Raw genomic sequence first — 18,126 nt, forward strand, 5'->3', positions numbered from 1 at the left:
AACGCGGATGGTGTCGCCGATGCCCTGGCGCAGCAGCGCGCCGAAGGCCACGGCCGACTTGATGGTGCCCTGGAACGCCGGTCCCGCCTCGGTCACGCCGAGGTGCAGCGGGTAGTCGCACTGCTCGGCCAGGATCTCGTACGCGCGCACCATGACGACCGGGTCGTTGTGCTTCACGGAGATCTTGACGTCGTGGAAGTCGTGCTCGGCGAACAACGACGCCTCCCACAGCGCCGATTCGGCCAGCGCCTCCGGGGTCGCCTTGCCGTACTTGTCCATGATCCGCTTGTCCAGCGAACCCGCGTTGACGCCGATCCGGATCGGGGTGCCGTGGTCCTTCGCGGCCCGCGCGATCTCCTTGACCTGGTCGTCGAACTTGCGGATGTTGCCAGGGTTCACCCGGACGGCCGCGCAGCCCGCCTCGATCGCGGCGAAGACGTACTTGGGCTGGAAGTGAATGTCGGCGATCACCGGGATCTGCGACTTCCTGGCGATCGCGGACAGCGCCTCGGCGTCGTCCGCGGACGGGCAGGCGACCCGAACGATGTCACAGCCCGCAGCGGTCAGTTCGGCGATCTGCTGCAGGGTCGCGTTGACGTCGGAGGTGAGTGTGGTGGTCATCGACTGCACCGAAATCGGGTGCTCGCTCCCGACGCCGACCGGCCCGACCTGCAGCTGTCGGGTCTTGCGACGCTCGGAGAGGACGGGAGGAGGAAGCGCCGGCATACCAAGTTGGACCACCGGCACGCTCATAGCGCGGCCTCGACTTGCTCTCCGGCCCTGCGCGGTGCAGGGCACTCGGGATGCGGACCGAACCGGTTCTCCAGCTCCTGGACGACCCGCTGGGCCAGCCGCTCACCGTCCAGGCCTGCCCGGGCGAGCAGCACCTCACGCTTGCCCGGCTCGAGAAACTCAGGACGCAACCCGAGCGCACACACCGGTGTCGTGACCCCGAGGTCGGCGAGCAGCCGGGTCACGGCCGCCCCCATACCACCGGCCAGGGTGTTGTCCTCGACGGTTACCACGAGCGCGTAAGCCGTGGCCAGCTCGGCGATCGCCGGATTCACCGGCAGCACCCACCGTGGATCGACCACGGTCACTCCGATCCGTTCGGCGGCCAGCAGTTGCGCCGCACGCACGCACTCCACCGCCATCGCCCCGGCCGAGATGATCAGCACGTCGTTGGTGCCGTGCTCCGCGAGAACATCAAGGCCATCGGTACGCCGCACCGCCGGGAGATCACGGCCGGCCGGCGCCTTCGGGAACCGCAGCACGGTCGGCCCGGTGCCGTCGGATACGGCCTCCCACAGTTCCTCCCGGAGGGTGGAGGTGTCCCGCGGCGCGGCTAAGCGCAGGCCCGGCACGAGGTTGAGCAGGGAAAGGTCCCACATGCCGTGGTGGCTGGGACCATCTTCACCCGTCACCCCGGCCCGGTCGAGCACGAACGTCACCGGCAGCCTGTGCAGTGCCACGTCCATCAGCACTTGATCGAACGCGCGGTTGAAGAACGTCGCGTAGATCGCCACCACCGGATGCAATCCACCCATCGCCATGCCCGCCGCCGACGTCACCGCGTGTTGCTCGGCCATCCCCACGTCCAGCACTCGGTCCGGGAATTTGGTGGCGAACTCGTACAACCCGACAGGGCGGAGCATGGCGGCCGTGACGCCCACGACATCCGGTCGCTCGATGGCCACCTTGACCATTTCGTCCCCGAACGCGCTCGTCCAAGTCGGGGCCGGCCGTCCGGCGGGTCTGCCGGTCGCCGGATCGACGACGCCGACCGCATGCAGGCAGTCCGCTTCGTCCGCCTCGGCGGGGGGATATCCGCGCCCTTTGACCGTGACACAGTGGACGAGGACAGCCCCGCGCTCCTCGCCGGCCTTCTGCTTGGCCATCAGCAAGGCACGCTCGAGTGCGACGAAATCGTGCCCGTCGACGGGGCCGATGTACCGTAGTCCTAGCTTCTCGAACACCGAGGCATCCCGTTGTGATCCAGCAGGGGACTCGCGCAAAACCGCGAGATGAGCCGCCAGGCCACCCACGGTCGGGGCATAGGATCGCTTGTTGTCGTTGAGAACGACGACGAGCGGTCGATCCTCTGCCGCACCGATGTTGTTCAAAGCCTCCCAGCAGAGACCTCCGGTCAAGGCCCCGTCACCGACTACCGCCACCGGAATTCGGCTGTGTTCACCTTTGAGCTGAAAGGCTTTCGCCAGACCGTCCACGTAGGCCAACGCAGTGGAAGCGTGCGAGTTCTCGACCGCATCGTGCGCCGATTCAGCCCTGCTCGGGTATCCGCTGAGCCCCCTCGTCTGCCGCAAGTGAGCGAAACCGGCTGCCCGGCCGGTGAACAGCTTGTGCACATACGCCTGATGCCCCGTGTCCCACACTATGGGGTCATGGGGTGAGTCGAACACCCGATGCACCACGATCGTCAACTCGACCACCCCCAGATTCGGGCCGAGGTGCCCCCCTGTGCGGCTCACCGCCTCCACCAGGAACTCCCGTACCTGCGCGGCGAGCACGATCAACTCCCGGTGTCCCAGCCACCGGAGATCAGCCGGCCATTGGATCCGTCTCAGTAATGTCATGGCTGAATCACCTCGTGCGGATAGCCGTTACTCGCCGGCGGGTCGGCAGCCAGTGCCTGCCTCAGTTCCCGGGGAAGTCCGAATTCGACGGTCTCCTCTGCCGTGTGGCGCTCCTCCACCACGACATCGCCTAAACCGCGCAGCGCGTCGACGACTTCGGTGACCAGCTTTGCCGGAGCGGATGCTCCCGCTGTCAAACCCACCGTCCGTGCGCCGACGAGCCACGCGGGATCCAGGTCGCTCACGTCATCGATCAGGTGCGCCTCGGTCCCGCAGCGCCGGGCCACCTCCACCAATCGCTGGGAATTGGACGAATTCACCGACCCGACCACCAGCACGAGATCCGAATCCGCCGCGATCGCGCGCACTGCGTCCTGACGGTTGCTGGTGGCATAACAGATATCCGCGCTACCGGGCCCACGAAGCAGGGGGAACCGGTGACGTAACGCATCGATGACACCTTTGACCTCGTCTTCCGCCAAGGTGGTCTGTGTCAGATACGAAACCGGGCCGTCGATACTCAGGCGGTCGACATCCTCCTCGCTCTCCACCAGCACCATCCGATCCGGTACCTGGCCGAGAGTTCCCTCGGTTTCCTCGTGCCCGGCATGCCCGATCAACACCACCGTGTCCCCGCGCCGTGCGAAACGCTTGGCTTCGATATGGACCTTCGTCACCAACGGGCAAGTCGCGTCGACGACACGCAACTCACGCACCAAAGCCGCCTGCCGGACCGCGGGCGACACCCCATGCGCCGAAAACACGACCGCCGCCCCGCGCGGGACTTCGTCCAATTCGTCGACGAAGACAACACCACGCCGTTCGAGGTCACGGACTATGTGAATGTTGTGAACGATCTGCTTACGCACGTACAACGGCGAACCGTATGACGCAAGAGCGCGTTCGACGATCTTGATCGCCCGCTCCACCCCCGCGCAAAACGACCGGGGCCCGGCCAGCAGAACACGACGTGCTCCGGCGGCGGCCCCCCAGGACCGCAACGCCTGACGCACGTTCGCCGCCTTACCAGGGAGTCCGAAGGCCGACCACTCTTGCTTGGGCATGTGCAGGAACGCGACAGCGGATACAGTCTCAGCAGCAGCGCGGAACAAAGCCACGTCCTTCGGATCGGCAACCACCTCGGGACGGTCATCGCCGGATCCGCGGGACTCGCCGGACGCGGCCACCTCGGGAGTGGCGACTCGCACCACCTGCGCGGGGACACCACGTCGCCTGAGTTCACCCGCCAGCAGCGGCGCTGCCGGGCAGGGCATCCGCCACTCGCTTGTTTCGACCTGCGCGGCGACCAGAACCGGCGTAGCACCGTCGGCGGGTTGCACCTGGAACACCGCAGCGGCGTGAATATCGAACTCGGTAAGCAACTCCGCGAAGACGCAGGCAGAGCCGGCGGACACCACCGCCATCCCCTCATGGAAGGTACTCGACAGCGCAGTCGCGTCCGATACCTTGCGGCACACTGCCATGAACGGAGATCGAGCACGCTGGGGTTTCGTCGGATGCATTTCCGCGCCTTCCGACCGACGGGATTTACAGCGTACGAGCATGGCACGCAGCTCACGCGTTCGCGATGGCCGTCGGGCCAGCAAAACCCGGACATCGAGTGGACTATCGGCCAGTATTCGGCCAGAGCAAGCCACTGGACAGGCTGGTGTTCTACCCTTTACGCAGCCGAGCAGCAGGTGCGACAGCTTGACCGGATGAATCAAGCGGCGTTCCTATCGGCGGAATTCGGCGAGCACTGCCAACGTACGGACTTCGAGTGAGGATTGCCATGCTTAGCACTGCAGATCTGGGCCTCACCGTCGCCGACGATGGAGCGCGGCAGCGCGTCGAACACACCATCGCCACTACTGGCGCCTGCGGGCAGCCCTGGCTCGACAACGGCCTGCGCCCGCTCTTGACGAGGCCGGGCAAGCGACTGCGTCCGGGATTGGTCTTCGCCGCCGCGGCATGCGGTCCCGAGCTCGATCGGGAGGCGTTGATCAACTGTTCGGCTTCGGTGGAGCTGATGCACCTGAGCTCCTTGGTCCACGACGACCTGATGGACAACTCCGCGAGCCGCACCGGCCTGCCGACTCTGCACGTCACCAGCGGGCCGGATGCCGCGATCCTCGCCGGCGACCATCTGCTCGGTGTCGGCGGCCGCTTGGCAGCCACAGTGTCCGGAAAGTCTTCCCAGGCTTGGCAAACGTGCTACACAGACCTGTGCGCCGGGCAAATCCGCGAAACCGCCAACCGTTACCGGACGACCACGACGATGGCCGAGTATCTCGCCGCCATCAACGGAAAAACGGCTGCCCTCATGCGCACCTCCTGCGAACTCGGAGCCCGCTGCGGCGGTCTCGACGACGCCGGAATAGCCGCCCTCGCAAGGTTCGGGGAGATGTTCGGCATGGTGTTCCAGCTCGTCGACGATCTCATGGACATCGTGTCCACCGAGCAGCTGTGGCGAAAGCCGATCAAGCAAGACCTCGCGAACGGTGTCTACACCGCGAGTGTGCTGGCCACGTTGCGCGACCCGGAGTCGGAACTGCACGAGTTGCTCACCGAGAAAATGACACCGGCCGCGATCGACCGCGCCAATGAACGCACCGCGCTCACCGGCGTCGACCCGGCCATAGAACTAATCGAGGAACACGTGCTGCGAGCCGAGAGGGCTCTCGAAGCGCTGCCGGTATCCGCCGAGGTCACCCGGCTCATGGCGATGCCGCGGCGCTATGCGTTCCACGCGGTCTCCTCGGCCACGGCTCCGGAATACCAGTTCCTGGTCGGCAGCCTGCAGGCGACAAGTTCGGTAACCGCTTGAAGATCAGGCTCCCCAGAGTGGCTGTTTCTTCAAGTCCGTGAAGGGAACCTTGAGGGACTCTGAGTCCGTGAGGGTTCCCCTCACGGACCACGAACCCGTCCCCGCCGCCGGTGCTGGCGACGCCACGAGCCAACCGGGCCCCGTCAGGCCTTCGACCTGGGCAGACGCGCCTCGACGGCACCACAGAGCCGCCTTACTGTGCCGATCGTTACCAATCCGACCACAGTCACGGCCTAATGGCTTCGCAGCAACGGTTACGTGCCGGGTGAGGGTCGGCCTGCTTTTGGTCGGATTAGTAAGTTCCTGGCATGGGGCATCAAGCTGGTTTCCGTCCCTTGGCAATCACGAGTGCGTAGCCGAGATCCCAGAAGCCAGGGTCGCGCAACTGGGCAAGCACCGCATCCAGCTCCGACTCGTCGGCGCCCTGGGTGCGCAGCAAAGGCCGGAGGCGGCCCAGCGACTCGTGCAGCAACTGGGCGTACGGCTCGCCGCCCCGCACGGGTTCGGTGATCACGTCGACACCGATGTCGATCAGACCGCGTCGCACCAGCGGTTCGGGGTAGCCGCGTCCCCAGGACGGCCGAGTGCTCGTCTGTGCGTCCAAGGTCTGGTAAAGCGCCTCATGGAAGGCCGCGTATCTTGGGTGGGCAGTGCTGGTCGCCGCGAGGTCGAATGCGTCGGCCACAACCAGCCATCCCCCCGGCGCCAGCCAAGAGACCATCCGGTCCAAAACCTGCTCGCGATTCGCCAAATGCTGAAGCAGCAGCCTCGCGTGGATGAGATCGTAGCTCTCGGGTGCGAAGTCGGCGACGCCGATGTCACAGGCAATCGGATGCAGTAGCGGGGACGGTTCGGCGGCGAACAACGTGAGGTCCAGATCGCACGCTACGGTCTGGCCCTGATGCGCTTGCCTGGCCAGCCACGATGCGATGGTCCCACCACCGCAGCCGGCGTCCAGGCAGCGCCACTGAGGTTTGATGTCGAGCGATGCCAGAACTCGAATACTGGCCGGGTCGTAGACCTCCGCGAGCGAGGAGTGCCTGCGCTGTTCCTCCGAGTATCGGTGACTGAACCACTCGCGATATCCCATGGATGTCCCCGTGCTCCGACTGGCCTCGGTCATGCCTCAACTATAAGCCTGAATCGGCAGGTATCGGCCAATATGGGCCTGAGAGACACCCTTGCAACGCGTGTTGGTCGACTTTCGACGCACATATCGGCAGGAAGCTTCGGCCGATGGGACCTTTCGGGTCGACGATCAAGTTGAACCGATGCTAGAAGCGGTAGAGTGCGGGAAGACTGCATTTTGCCATATTTGAAGGAGATGACCTGAAAATGAGCAGTGCCGAAGGCGGTCACATCGCGACCGACGCGAGTGTGGTTCTCGAGGCTTCGGTCGAAACGGTGTGGAAATTTCTCTCGGACCCTACTGGTTCCGGTTTGGTGGGCGTAATTCCGGGGTTCGTGGGGCTCGAAAAATGGGATCCGGAACTCGGCACTGTCGGACACCGGTTCACGGAATTCTTTCTGGACCCCGATACGGGTGAAAAGATTCCCTGCACCTGGGAAACGCTCGAACGGTCACCTGGGGTGTGGCATGTGCTCGCCGAAAAATTCGGTAATGCCAACGTGACCATCGACCTGCGTTATTCCATCTCTTCGTCGCCTGAGGGAGTGCGTCTTCGTCGTCGCATGGAAGTCTCGGTCCCGCCGGCGAAGGTCCTGACCGCAGGCTGGTATAGCCGGCTTGGCGACCAGAAGGTAGCCGAGGAAACTACTAAGAAGATCGCCGCTCGTATTCTCGAACGGCTTTCCTGCTGACGCGCTCACCTTTGCGTCCACCAGCAGGAGTTCGCGCCCCCTGCGAGGGCGGCCTTTATCGGTCTTCGTCGACGATCGCGCCGACCGGGCAGCTCCCGATTGCTTCCTCCGCATGGTTCATCTCGTCATCGGACGGTTCGGAGTGGATTACCTCGGCGACGCCGTCGGCACCTTGACGGAACAACGCCGGTGCGATCAGCACGCACTGCCCTGTGGTACCACAGGCGTGAGCGTCCACTGTCAAGTGCATCGCTGCCTCCGTATCGGCTGTCGGTGATCCGCTCGAGTGCGGTCGCTGTGCGTTCAAAGTGAAGAAGTCGCGGTCGAGCATACGGCGCGGGAAGGTGTGGAAGGTGATGTCTTCGGCCTGACGAGTGGTCATCTCTTCCTCCCGTCGGTTCGGCGGTGAACGACCGGGAGAGTTTTCACCATGTGGTGGAAAACGGCAGGTGACCACGTCGGCTCCGAGGCATAGCCGAGCGACGGCAGTTGGGCTCGCAGGCGGGGAAGCGCGATTTCCATTTCCGCGCGGGCCAGCCCGGCGCCGACGCAGAAGTGGATACCTCCGGCGAACGCCAGGCTCGCTTTCGTATCGCGAGAAGGGTCGAACCGTTCAGGATCGTCGAAGACCTCCGGGTCACGGTTGGCCGCACCGATCAGCAGCCGGACATCAGAACCCGCCGTGACCGTGCCGCCGCCGAACTCCACGTCGCGGGTCGCGATCCGCACGAAGGGGGTGAGGATCGTCGGCGGGTTGAGGCGCAATACCTCGTTCGCGAACGCGCTGGCGTCGCGCTCGAGCCAGTGCACCTGGTCCGGGTGCTCGAGAACGGCGAGCACACCGTTACTGATGCCCGCCGCCGACGTCTTGAAGCCCGCACACCAAAGAGCCCACAACATCGGCACGAGTTCGTGCTCCGCCAGGTCCTCATTCGGTCCGGCCAGGGCGGTGATCAGGTCGTCTTCGGGCGCATTCCGGCGTCGTTCGATGAGCGAGACGAGGTACTCCTCCATTTCGGCCGTCAGCCAGTCGGCGCGAGCGATCACGTCGGCCGGTGCGCCGGGAAAGGCACTCAGCACACCCTCCACAAGGGAGGCCAGCCAGACTCGATCCTCGTCCGGGACCCCCAGCAGCACGGACAGCGTGCCGATCGCCAGCGGCTCGGCGAAGCGCCGCTGCAAATCGACCTCCTCACCATCGAGTAACGGCTCGGCGATCTCGCCGATCAGCCGATCGCAGATCTCGGTGATCCGCGGGCGCAGTCCGACCACCCGGCGGGCGGTGAACTCACGGCTGACCACCTTGCGCAGGCGGGTGTGCTCTGGCGGGTTGCTGACCGCGATGCTGCTGGCGAAAACGGCCATCGAGCGGTGCTGCAAGGCCTCAGGGAACTGCGTCGCCAGCTTGGCCCGATCCGGGCTGAGAAAGACGGTGCCGCTCTCTTGAAGGACCTGTGCCACATCCGCGTGCCTGCTCAGCACGTAGGTACCCCGCGGTGTTTGATGCACCGGATCGTGTTCGCGGAGCCAGGCGAGGAATGGAAAGGGATCCTTGCGATTGTCGGGCTCCTGGAGCCGTGCCATGACGTCGAGCTGAGCGGCGAAGGGCTGCGCGGTCATTTCTGCTCCTCGATGTCACCGCGGGGTGACGGTCATGTGCAGTGGGGCCGGGTTGAGGGAGATGCGGCAAACCTCGCGGGTGGTCTGACCGGTAACGGGGACCAGCTGCCAGCGGCGGCAGATCGTGGCCAGGCCCAGCATCACCTCGGTCCACGCGAACCGGTCGCCGATGCACTGTCGGGCCCCCGCGCCGAACGGGATGAACGCCGTGCGCCGCACCTCGCTGGTCCACCGATCCGGGAGGAATCGCCCGGCGTCCGGGTAGATCGCCGGGTCGCGGTGCAGCGAAAGCGGACTGATCAGTACCTGCGCCCCCGCGGGCAGCCGCACGTCGCCGAGCACGACGTCGGTCAGGGTGCGGCGCATCAACATCCAGAACGCGTAGAACCGGAAGACCTCCTGCACCACGCGGTCGGTGTACACCAGCGCGTCGAGATCACCGACGTCCAGCGGCCGGTCCTTCGCCACCTCGGCCACCTCGGCCGCGATGCACTGTCCCAGCTCCGGGCTGGTCCCGATCTGGTACAGCGCCCACGCCAGCGCGTTGGCCGTCGTGTCGCCGGCGGCGAGTGCGATGGTGAGCACCTGGTCGCGGATTTCATCATCCGTCAGCGCCGTTCCGGTCTCCGGATCACGGGCCGCCACCAGCGTGGACAGCAGGTCGCCGTGGTCGCTCCCGTCCGCGCGGTAGGCGGCGATGGCGGTGTCGACGGCGCGCTGGATGTGGTCGATGCCGGCCGCGAACCGGCGATTGCCCGGCGTCGGTAGCTTCTCCAGCACCGGGAACGGGTTCATCGTCCGCCACATCACCCCGTCCTGGACATCCGGGAACCCGGAGCGCATCGCCTCCACCGCACCGTCGCCGAGACGGGACGAGAACACCGTCCGCACCACCATCGACAACGCGGTGTCCGCCATCTCATGCGGCACGTCGAGCACTTGCCCTTCCTGCCATCCGGCGACGCGCTCGGCCCAGTGGGCCGCCATCGTCGTGGCGTACAGGGCGATGCGCCGGCGATGGAACATCGGCTGCATCATCCGCCGTTGTCGCAAGTGGACGGTCCCGCTGGAGTTGGCCAGCCCGTTGCCGACGATCGCGCCGACCTTCTCCCAGAAGATTCCCTTGTCGAACTTGTGCGCGTCCGGCACGAAGACCCGCCTGATGAGGTGCTCATCGTTGACCACATATGCCGGCTTCGGACCCAACTGGATCCGCACCATTGGCCCCAGAGCGCGTAACGTCCCCAGGAAAGCGACTGGATCCCGTTTGAACGCCAGTGCGTGTCCCAGCACCGGGAGCCCTCCAGGCGCCGAGGGGACGTCATTGGCGACCCTGACCATCGTCATCGTGGAATTCTGCGCCGTCCGGCCAAGCAGGCGCAATCGCCGATTCGCCAAACGCCGAACGGCCTCGATAAACCTTCGTCGAGTGTCCGCCGACCCCATCGGAGAGATGCCGGCGCTGGTACGGCGGTCGAAGGATGACCGGGCAGCGGCGATTGCTGAACCATCGGCCAGGGAAGGGGGCAAGCCATTGACCCTGCCCGATCCGCCCGAGTTCGATGAGACGGTTCGGTTCGATGGGAGGAGCTCGCGTGCGTACCTCTACCACCGTTTCATTCCCGCCACTTCTGCGCGACGTACGAGGGAACGGCCAGCCGGTGAAGTCCACCTCGGCCGTGACCGGGGTTCCGCTGGCCGAATTGCCCCAGTGTTCGGTGGCCGATGTGGAACGAGCGCGGGAAGTCGCCGCGGTAGCACAGCGGGCCTGGGCGAAGGTCCCTGTGCATGAACGCGCGAAGGTCCTCCTGCGCTACCACGATCTGTTGTGGCGACGGCAGGACGAGATCCTCGACCTGATCCAGCTGGAGACCGGGAAGTCGCGCTGGCACGCGTTCCAGGAGGTCGCCAGTAACACGATGAACATGCGTTACTACGGTCTGAGGGCCGAACGCATGCTCAAGCCCGCTCGGCGGTACGGCCTCCTGCCATGGCTCACCCATGTGATGGAGGTCCGCGGCCCGATCGGTGTCGTCGGGCTCGTCTCACCCTGGAATTACCCGTTCGACGCCGGCCTGTCCGACGCCGCGCCTGCCTTCGTCGCGGGTAACGCCGTGGTGCACAAGCCGGACAACCAGGGTGCCTTGAGTGTCCTTTGGGGACGAAGGCTGATGCTGGAGGCAGGTCTGCCCGAGGACCTCTACCAAGTCGTCCTCGGCGACGGTCCGACCATCGGCGGCGCGGTGATCGACAACGCCGACTACGTCTGCTTCACCGGATCCACCAAGGTCGGCTCGCACGTGGGTGCACAGGCGGGTAAGCGGATCATCGGCTGCACGCTCGAACTCGGCGGCAAGAACCCGATGTTGATTCTCGACGACGCGGATCCCGCGGTCGCCGCCTCGGGCGCGGTTCGTGACTGTTTCACCTCGGCGGGTCAGGTGTGCGGGTCGAACGAGCGGATCTACATCCATGACCGGATCTACGAGCGGTTCGTCGACGAGCTGCTCGTCCGGATCCACCGGATGAACCTCGGCGTCGGGCTGGAATACGGCCCGGACATGGGATCGCTGATCTCCCAGCGGCAGCTGAACACCGTCCAGTCCCATGTGGACGACGCGGTCACCAAGGGCGCGACCGTGCTCGCCGGTGGGCGGCACCGGCCGGACATCGGCCCGTTCTACTTCGAGCCGACGGTACTGACCGGTGTCACTCCGGACATGACCTGCTTCGCCACCGAGACGTTCGGCCCAGTGATCTCGCTGTACCGCGTGCATTCGACAGATGAGGCCGTGCGCCTCGCGAACGAGACCACTTACGGTCTCAGCGCGGGTGTGTGGGGAAGCCGCAGGCGGGCGCAGGCCGTGGCGCGACGGCTGCGCGCGGGCACAGTCAACGTCAACGAGATCTTCGGTGTGAGCCACGGCAGTGTGGACGCGCCGATGGGCGGGATGAAGCAGTCCGGCGTCGGACGGCGGCATGGCGTCGAGGGCCTGCTGCGCTTCACCGAAGCACAGACCATCGCGACCCAACGCGGTATGCAGCTCGAACCACCGGTCGAGGTCGGCTACGACGTACTCGCCCGGGCCTATACCGCCACCTGCCGCCTTTTCAAGATCGTCGGCCGTCGCTGAGGAGCGCAGGATGACCCTCCGGGAACGACTCGACGATTTCGTCCACAGCCTGGGGGTGATCAAGCGCTCCGGCCTGATCGACTTCCGCCGTCCGATGGAGATCGTCAAGGCCAAGAAGGCCATGAACACTTACGGCCCGCTCGCCGGGCCCGCAGCGGTCGCCGCGCTCAAAGCCCCGTCGGTGACCGGATTCGTCGACGAGCTCGGTCCACTGACGTTCGGTCAGCTCGACCGGCGCGCGAACGCGCTGGCCCGCGCATGGCTTCGCCGGGGCATCGCTGAGGACGCGGTTGTCGGACTGCTCGCCCGCGACCACCGTGGCGCCGTCGACGTGATGATCGCCGCGGGAAAGCTCGGCGCCACACTCGTACCACTGAACACCGGCATCGGCACGCGGGAACTGGCCGAGGTGGTCAAGCGCGAGGGGGTGAGCTTCCTGGTGCATGACGAGGAGTTCGCCGACGTCGTCGCGGATCTGCCCGGCATCCCGACGTGTCTCGCGTGGACGGACGAGCCGCACCCCGAGGGCGACACCGTCGAGAAGTTCATTCTCGGTGCGGCTGACGAACCCATGCCCGTGCCTCGACGACCTGGTCGCCTGGTTCTGCTCACCAGTGGCACCGGCGGTACGCCCAAAGGCGCGGAACGCGGCATCGCGAAACCTCTCGCCGTCGCACAGCTACTCGACCGGATTCCCTTGCGTGCTGGGGAAACCACCGTCATCGCCGCTCCACTGTTCCACGGCACGGGGCTCTCGCAGCTCATCATGTCGTTCGCGCTGGGCAACGCTGTGGTCGTCCGGCGCCGTTTCGACCCGGATGCGACACTTCATGCGGTTGAGCGATACAGCGCGACGGCGCTGGTGCTCGTGCCGACAATGCTGCATCGCCTGGTGAACCGAGGAGAGCCGGCGTACGACATCTCGTCGTTGCGGATACTCCTGGTCGCGGGCGCCCCGCTCACCGCCGCTCTCGGAACGAAGGCACTCGAGCTGTTCGGCGATGTCGTGCACAACATGTACGGCGGCACCGAGGTCTCGGTCGTCACGGTGGCCACACCTGAGGATTTGAAGGCCGCGCCTGGCACCGCGGGGCGTCCACCCGTCGGCTGCCACATTGCGCTGTTCGACCGCGCGGGACGGCCGGTCACCCGGCTGGGCGCGCCGGGACGCGTTTTCATCCGCAGCAGCCTTACGTTCCACGGCTATACCGACGGCAATTCCAAGGAGATCGTCGACGGGATGGTGTCGACCGGGGACGTCGGCCACTTCGACAGCTGCGGTAGGTTGTTCATCGACGGCCGCGAGGACGACATGATCATCTCCGGCGGGGAGAACGTCTACCCCGTAGAAATCGAGAACGCCCTCGCCGACCATGCCGATGTGGCGGACGCGGCGGTGGTCGGCGTCGGCGACGAGGAGTTCGGCCAGCGCCTGAAAGCGTACGTCGTGCCGCGCGCGGGCACCGCGGTGACCGCCGACTCGATCAAGGACTTCCTGCGTTCGACCATCTCGAGGCACAAGGTGCCCAGTGTGGTCGTCCTCGTTGACGAGTTGCCGCGAAACAGCACCGGCAAGATCCTTCGCCGTTCGCTGGCCGAGCTCGACTGATCAATTGACCGACGTTCATCTCCGTCACCGGACGCGGTCGAGCCACAGGTCGTAGCGGAGGATCGTCAAGGCGTGCGGAATCGTGAGAGCCGCGAGCAGGGCGCCTGCCCACGTCGCCGGCTGGAGCTCTGCGAACGTCGCGTCGCTGTTCACCGCGATGAGAACGGCGAAGATCGCGAGCGCGCCGACTGTTCCGGGCACCGTGTAGGCGAGATAGCGGAGAAGGCAGCGGACCAGATGCCCCCCGGATAGATCGCGACGATTGCCGGGAAGTTCAGGCAGAGTGCGGATCACATGCCGAGGTGAGTGCCAAAGCGCGAAGTAGACGGAGAACGCCACGAGCGGAGGAAGCGTGACGGCCGCGACCCACAACAGGGTGAGTTCACCGATCTCCCCCCAGTGCGTCCTTGCTGTTTTCCTGGCGATGGTGATCACCACGGCCACTGCGGCGATCACAAGGACGACCCGTGCCGGGCCGATCAGCGCGTCGGTGACCCCAGGCCCGCCGAGTGGGTCGATGATCTCGCGGACCTGATCTGGCCAGAGCACTACCGGGGCAACGGTGAGGGGGATGCCGTAGGCGATCGTTTCGATCGGCGCGACGCGAGGGAGACGACCACGTCTGCAGGCGTTGAACGCGCTCTCGCCCGAACCGAAATGCCAGGCGGAGATGGCGAGAAACAGGCCGACTCCGAAAGCGGGGAACAACAGGATGATGGCGAGCGTCGCGGCGACAGCGAGCAGGTAGACGAACAGCTGGCGCACGAGCGCCTGCCCTCGCGGAACACCATTGGGGCCCAGTTCGAGGAACAGATCCACGGCTCCGTGCGGCAGACCCGCGAGCAGTCCGATCGCGGCGAACACGATCAGGTTGGCCTGGTACCACGAGGAGTTCATCAGAAACAGAAGGATGAGGGCCGGCAGGACCACTACGGGCAGCGTGCTGGTCGCCGTGACCAGACGGCTGTGCGGGAAGATCGCGCCGAACCTCGCCGGGACGTCGGTTACCGCCTGCATGGCACCACCTAGGGGGAGATGACGAAATGAGCAGGATCCGGCCGTCGGGTCGCTCGGCGGTAGCTGCTCGCCCTGAGCGGCCACAGTGCTGTGACGCGCCCCGAGTCGGTCTTGTACCAACTGCTGCATCCCTCGGACCACACGGTTCGGCCGAGGCGGGATTCGAGTTCCTGGTCGTACTGAGCCAGCGCGGATTCAGCGACCTCGATCGTGCCCGCACCACCTAGCAGCCCCAGGCAACGAAGTACGTAGTTCACCTGGCTCTCGAGCATGTAGACGACCGAGTTGTGCGTCGTGCTCGTGTTCGGCCCGTACAGCAGGAACAGGTTGGGGAAGCCGGGTACCGTGATGCCGAGATGGGCCGACGCACCCTCGATCCATCGCGCGTGCAGGTCACCGTTGAGGCCGGTGATGTGCATCGGTGAGAGGAACCGCGTCGTGTGGAAGCCGGTCGCGTAGATGATCGTGTCGGCCTCGTGGTGCGTTCCGGAGCCGGTCAGGACGCCGGACCGGGTGATCCGCTCGATTCCATCGGTGACGAGAGAGACGTTGTCGCGGCAGAGCGCCGGGTAGTAGTCGTTCGAAAGAATCATGCGATTGCATCCGAACGTGTAGTCAGGTGTGAGTTTCGCGCGCAATTCCTGGTCGGACACCTGACGGCGAAGGTGGTGTCGCGCCACAGCGGTGAGCGCATGGCCGAAGAGGCCGCGGTGGATCGGTGAGTAAGCGATGGTCTCCGCCATCAGGAACCAGTTCACCCGATTGATCTTCTGCGCGATCGGGAAGCGATCGAACACCTGACGCATGACCGGTGAAATCTCTCGATCCCACTTGGGAATGATCCACTTCGGTGAGCGCTGGAACACTGTCAGACGCCCTGCCCGTGATGCGATCTCGGGGATGAACTGGACCGCGCTGCAGCCGTTGCCGATCACGGCGACCGACTTGCCGGTCAAGTCATGCGCGTGGTCCCACCGTGCCGAGTGGAAAGAGGTGCCGAGGAACTCTTCCTGCCCGCTCAGTTCGGGAATACGCGGTCGGTTGAGCTGCCCGACGGCGGTGATCAACGTTCGTGCCAGGTGCACATCACCCTCACCGGTCCGCAACCGCCACAGTCCGAGCCTCCTGTCGAACCGTGCTGAGGTGATCTCGGTCTTGAACTCGATACGGGCGCGGACGTCGAACCTGTCGGCGCAGTCGGTGATGTAGCGGTGAATCGAGGGTTGCCTGGCATAGTTGTGCGTCCACGCATAAGGCGCGAAGGAATACGAGTAAAGGTGCGAAACCAGGTCGCAGGCTGCTCCTGGATAGGTATTGTCTCGCCATACCCCGCCGACATCGTCGGACTTCTCGAAGATCGTGAACGAGTCGATCCCGGATTGCTTGAGGCGTATGGCCATGCACACCCCGGCCAGTCCCGCCCCGACTATCGCGACTTCCTGAACCATGGTCGTTCCTCGCAAGAAGTGAGTCCGCACTCCGTCTGTCGTCGAGATGGCCACCCTTGGTGCGGCCGGCCGGGCCGTGCAGAACTCTCATCTAACGACAAGTCCTGGCTTGAGTGAACCGTCCGACGGATTCCGGCCACGATCGGCCACCAGGCAGACAGGCGCCCGTGGCCGAAAGGCCAGTTCGGCCGACTTCCTTCCTGGTCTTTCGCTCATGGATCTGCCGGCGGCCTCGGTGGAGAATCCTTTGCAGCCTGAACAGGACTCCCGCTACGAAAGGCCTGTACATGGACTTCTTCCACGAGACTCCCGGGCAGCAGCAGCTCCGCAAGTCAGTGGCGGCGCTGGCCGGGCGTTACGGGCTGGAGTACTACGTCGATAAGGCGAAGCGGGGCGAAGACACCACCGAGGTCTGGGAGGAAGCGGGCAGAGAGGGATTCCTCGGTGTGAGCATTCCCAAGGAATACGGGGGCCAGGGGGCGGGGATCTACGAGTTGCAGATCGTCTCCGAGGAGTTCGCGGCCGCGGGGTGCCCGTTGCTGTTCCTGCCGGTGTCGGCGGCGATCTGTGCCACGGTGCTGGTGCGGTCGGGCACCGAAGAGCAGAAGAGGCGCTGGCTGCCGGGATTCGCGGACGGCTCCGCCCGCATGACCTTCGCGGTGTCGGACCCCGCAGGTGGCTCGAACCTCCACCGGATCGCCGCCCACGCGAGGAGGGAGGGCGATGGATGGGTCCTGTCCGGTCGCAAGGTCCTGGTGTCGGCCGTCGACCTCTGCGACGCCATGATGGTCGTAGCCACGACCGAGGATCCGGTGACGGGCAAGCCGAGGATGGCGCTGTTCATCGTCCCCCCTGACCTTCCCGGGGTGTCCTACGAACGCGTTCCGATGGCGCTCACGGCCGCGACCGGGCAGTTCGACGTGGTCTTCGACGAAGTTCGGCTTCCTGCCGACGGGCTGGTCGGTGGTGACACGACCGCATTGCGTCACCTGTTCACCTCCGGACTCAACCCGGAGAGGATCACGTTCGCCGCGTGGTCGACCGGTCTCGGGCGGTTCGCCATCGACAGGGCTGTCCGATATGCCACCGAACGCAGCGTGTGGAATACCACTCTCGGTGCACACCAGGGACTGGCCCACCCGCTGGCCGAAGCAAAGATCAACCTCGAACTCGCACGCATGTGCGTGCACAAGGCCGCCTGGCTCTACGACAACGGACAAGACGGCCTCGGCGAGGTGGCCAACATGGCGAAGTTCGCCGCAGCCGAAGCGGCCATCAAGGCAGCGGACCGGGCCGTGCAGATCTTCGGCGGGCACGGAATGACCGAGCACTCCGGTGTCGGCATCGTCTACTCGATGGTGCGTGTCGCGCACCTGGCTCCCGTGAGCAGGGAGATGCTGCTCAACTACGTGGCACAGAACACTCTCGGCCTGGAGAAATCGTACTGATCGGTCCACGCGGACGACGAGTGGACGGGCCGACGCCGGCTCAGGTCGGCGATCGCGCGGTTGGTCGCCGCGGACGAGGACACCTATCGTGCACCAAGGGAGTGCCTTCCCGCGCAGAGAACATTGGACCTTCGCAAGCCCAATTTCCCCTTACAGGACAGGCACTTCCTCCATTTCGGAACCAGTTCTGCATCACATTGCGCGAAAGACCCAGGCTAGATAATGGGCCATTGTCCGGTAGCTTGATCCACGACAGGATTCGGCGAGCTGGGTGAACATGTCGCCGATCGGTGCGCGACTTCCGGTCGGTCGATCAGGGCGGGGGTTCGGCGATGGCGGTGACCGTGACGAAGTTGGAGAACCGGCGGCACATGCCGTCCGCCGGCGCGGTTCGACCGGGTCGGCTCGTGGCTGACCTGGTGCGCCGGCAAACAGCACTGGGCTGCCCCCGAGTTGCCGGCCGCGATGGAACGGCGGCGGGAGAGCAACGACTTCGGCTGCTGGACCGAACCGATGACCGACCAATGGGTACTCAACTTCGTCTTGACCACCGCGGTCTTCGCACTCGCGGTACTGGTCGCGTTCATCGAACCCGGCCTCGGATACCT

Annotated in this window: 14 protein-coding genes; 5 read left to right on the top strand and 9 right to left on the bottom strand. The window is 65.4% G+C overall.

The genetic code is table 11. The features are described from left to right. The 3 genes from ispG to ispH all read right to left on the bottom strand — a co-directional run. Positions 1 to 726, bottom strand: a 726-nt coding sequence (gene ispG / locus ACFOSH_RS42615) for a flavodoxin-dependent (E)-4-hydroxy-3-methylbut-2-enyl-diphosphate synthase (protein ID WP_378247293.1), incomplete at its 3' end; no start/stop codon positions are given. Between the two features lie 23 nt (positions 727 to 749). Beyond that, positions 750 to 2,594, bottom strand: coding sequence for a 1-deoxy-D-xylulose-5-phosphate synthase (locus ACFOSH_RS42620; RefSeq protein ID WP_378247267.1), 1,845 nt, complete (start codon positions 2,592 to 2,594; stop codon positions 750 to 752). Further along, positions 2,591 to 4,018 (bottom strand): 4-hydroxy-3-methylbut-2-enyl diphosphate reductase, encoded by a 1,428-nt coding sequence (gene ispH, locus ACFOSH_RS42625; protein ID WP_378247269.1) that lies wholly within the window; start codon positions 4,016 to 4,018, stop codon positions 2,591 to 2,593. Before ispH ends, ACFOSH_RS42620 begins: the two co-directional genes overlap by 4 nt. A 368-nt stretch (positions 4,019 to 4,386) precedes the next feature. Between ispH and ACFOSH_RS42630 the strand changes: the two genes are divergently transcribed. Continuing rightward, on the top strand, positions 4,387 to 5,421 hold the full coding sequence (locus ACFOSH_RS42630) for a polyprenyl synthetase family protein (protein ID WP_378247271.1): 1,035 nt from the start codon (positions 4,387 to 4,389) through the stop codon (positions 5,419 to 5,421). Between the two features lie 316 nt (positions 5,422 to 5,737). Here the strand turns inward: ACFOSH_RS42630 and ACFOSH_RS42635 are convergent, their stop codons facing one another. After that, positions 5,738 to 6,544: a class I SAM-dependent methyltransferase gene (locus tag ACFOSH_RS42635; RefSeq protein WP_378247273.1), complete on the bottom strand. Its 807-nt coding sequence runs from the start codon at positions 6,542 to 6,544 to the stop codon at positions 5,738 to 5,740. A 212-nt stretch (positions 6,545 to 6,756) separates the two neighbouring features. On the opposite strand from ACFOSH_RS42635, the gene ACFOSH_RS42640 reads away from it, so the two are divergent. After that, a complete protein-coding gene (locus ACFOSH_RS42640) occupies positions 6,757 to 7,242 on the top strand; it encodes an SRPBCC family protein (protein ID WP_378247275.1) in 486 nt (161 codons plus the stop codon). A 55-nt stretch (positions 7,243 to 7,297) separates the two neighbouring features. On the opposite strand, the gene ACFOSH_RS42645 is transcribed toward ACFOSH_RS42640, so the two are convergent. From ACFOSH_RS42645 to ACFOSH_RS42655, 3 genes are read right to left on the bottom strand one after another with little or no spacing between them, the layout of a single operon-like run. After that, on the bottom strand, positions 7,298 to 7,624 hold the full coding sequence (locus ACFOSH_RS42645; protein ID WP_378247277.1) for a ferredoxin: 327 nt from the start codon (positions 7,622 to 7,624) through the stop codon (positions 7,298 to 7,300). After that, on the bottom strand, positions 7,621 to 8,862 hold the full coding sequence (locus tag ACFOSH_RS42650; RefSeq protein WP_378247279.1) for a cytochrome P450: 1,242 nt from the start codon (positions 8,860 to 8,862) through the stop codon (positions 7,621 to 7,623). The genes ACFOSH_RS42645 and ACFOSH_RS42650 overlap by 4 nt, the downstream gene beginning before the upstream one ends. A gap of 15 nt (positions 8,863 to 8,877) precedes the next feature. Continuing rightward, positions 8,878 to 10,308 (bottom strand): cytochrome P450, encoded by a 1,431-nt coding sequence (locus tag ACFOSH_RS42655; RefSeq protein ID WP_378247281.1) that lies wholly within the window; start codon positions 10,306 to 10,308, stop codon positions 8,878 to 8,880. Between the two features lie 215 nt (positions 10,309 to 10,523). Here ACFOSH_RS42655 and ACFOSH_RS42660 point away from each other — a divergent pair, with 215 nt between their 5' ends. Together ACFOSH_RS42660 and ACFOSH_RS42665 are read left to right on the top strand one after the other, a co-directional pair. Next, positions 10,524 to 11,996 (top strand): succinic semialdehyde dehydrogenase, encoded by a 1,473-nt coding sequence (locus ACFOSH_RS42660; protein WP_378247283.1) that lies wholly within the window; start codon positions 10,524 to 10,526, stop codon positions 11,994 to 11,996. A 10-nt stretch (positions 11,997 to 12,006) separates the two neighbouring features. Then, positions 12,007 to 13,605 carry an AMP-binding protein gene (locus tag ACFOSH_RS42665; protein ID WP_378247285.1) on the top strand — a complete coding sequence of 533 codons (1,599 nt, stop codon included), beginning with the start codon at positions 12,007 to 12,009 and terminating at the stop codon, positions 13,603 to 13,605. A gap of 24 nt (positions 13,606 to 13,629) precedes the next feature. Here the strand turns inward: ACFOSH_RS42665 and ACFOSH_RS42670 are convergent, their stop codons facing one another. Together ACFOSH_RS42670 and ACFOSH_RS42675 are read right to left on the bottom strand one after the other, a co-directional pair. Next, the gene (locus tag ACFOSH_RS42670; protein ID WP_378247287.1) at positions 13,630 to 14,622 is read right to left on the bottom strand and encodes a Brp/Blh family beta-carotene 15,15'-dioxygenase; all 993 of its coding nucleotides are present in this window, start codon (positions 14,620 to 14,622) and stop codon (positions 13,630 to 13,632) included. Between the two features lie 8 nt (positions 14,623 to 14,630). Next, positions 14,631 to 16,085, bottom strand: coding sequence for a flavin-containing monooxygenase (locus tag ACFOSH_RS42675; RefSeq protein WP_378247289.1), 1,455 nt, complete (start codon positions 16,083 to 16,085; stop codon positions 14,631 to 14,633). Between the two features lie 272 nt (positions 16,086 to 16,357). Here ACFOSH_RS42675 and ACFOSH_RS42680 point away from each other — a divergent pair, with 272 nt between their 5' ends. Then, the gene (locus tag ACFOSH_RS42680) at positions 16,358 to 17,518 is read left to right on the top strand and encodes an acyl-CoA dehydrogenase family protein (RefSeq protein ID WP_378247291.1); all 1,161 of its coding nucleotides are present in this window, start codon (positions 16,358 to 16,360) and stop codon (positions 17,516 to 17,518) included. The last annotated feature ends 608 nt before the right edge of the window (positions 17,519 to 18,126 follow it).

The sequence above is a fragment of the Amycolatopsis speibonae genome, from assembly GCF_042647925.1.
Taxonomy (GTDB): Bacteria; Actinomycetota; Actinomycetes; order Mycobacteriales; family Pseudonocardiaceae; genus Amycolatopsis; species Amycolatopsis speibonae.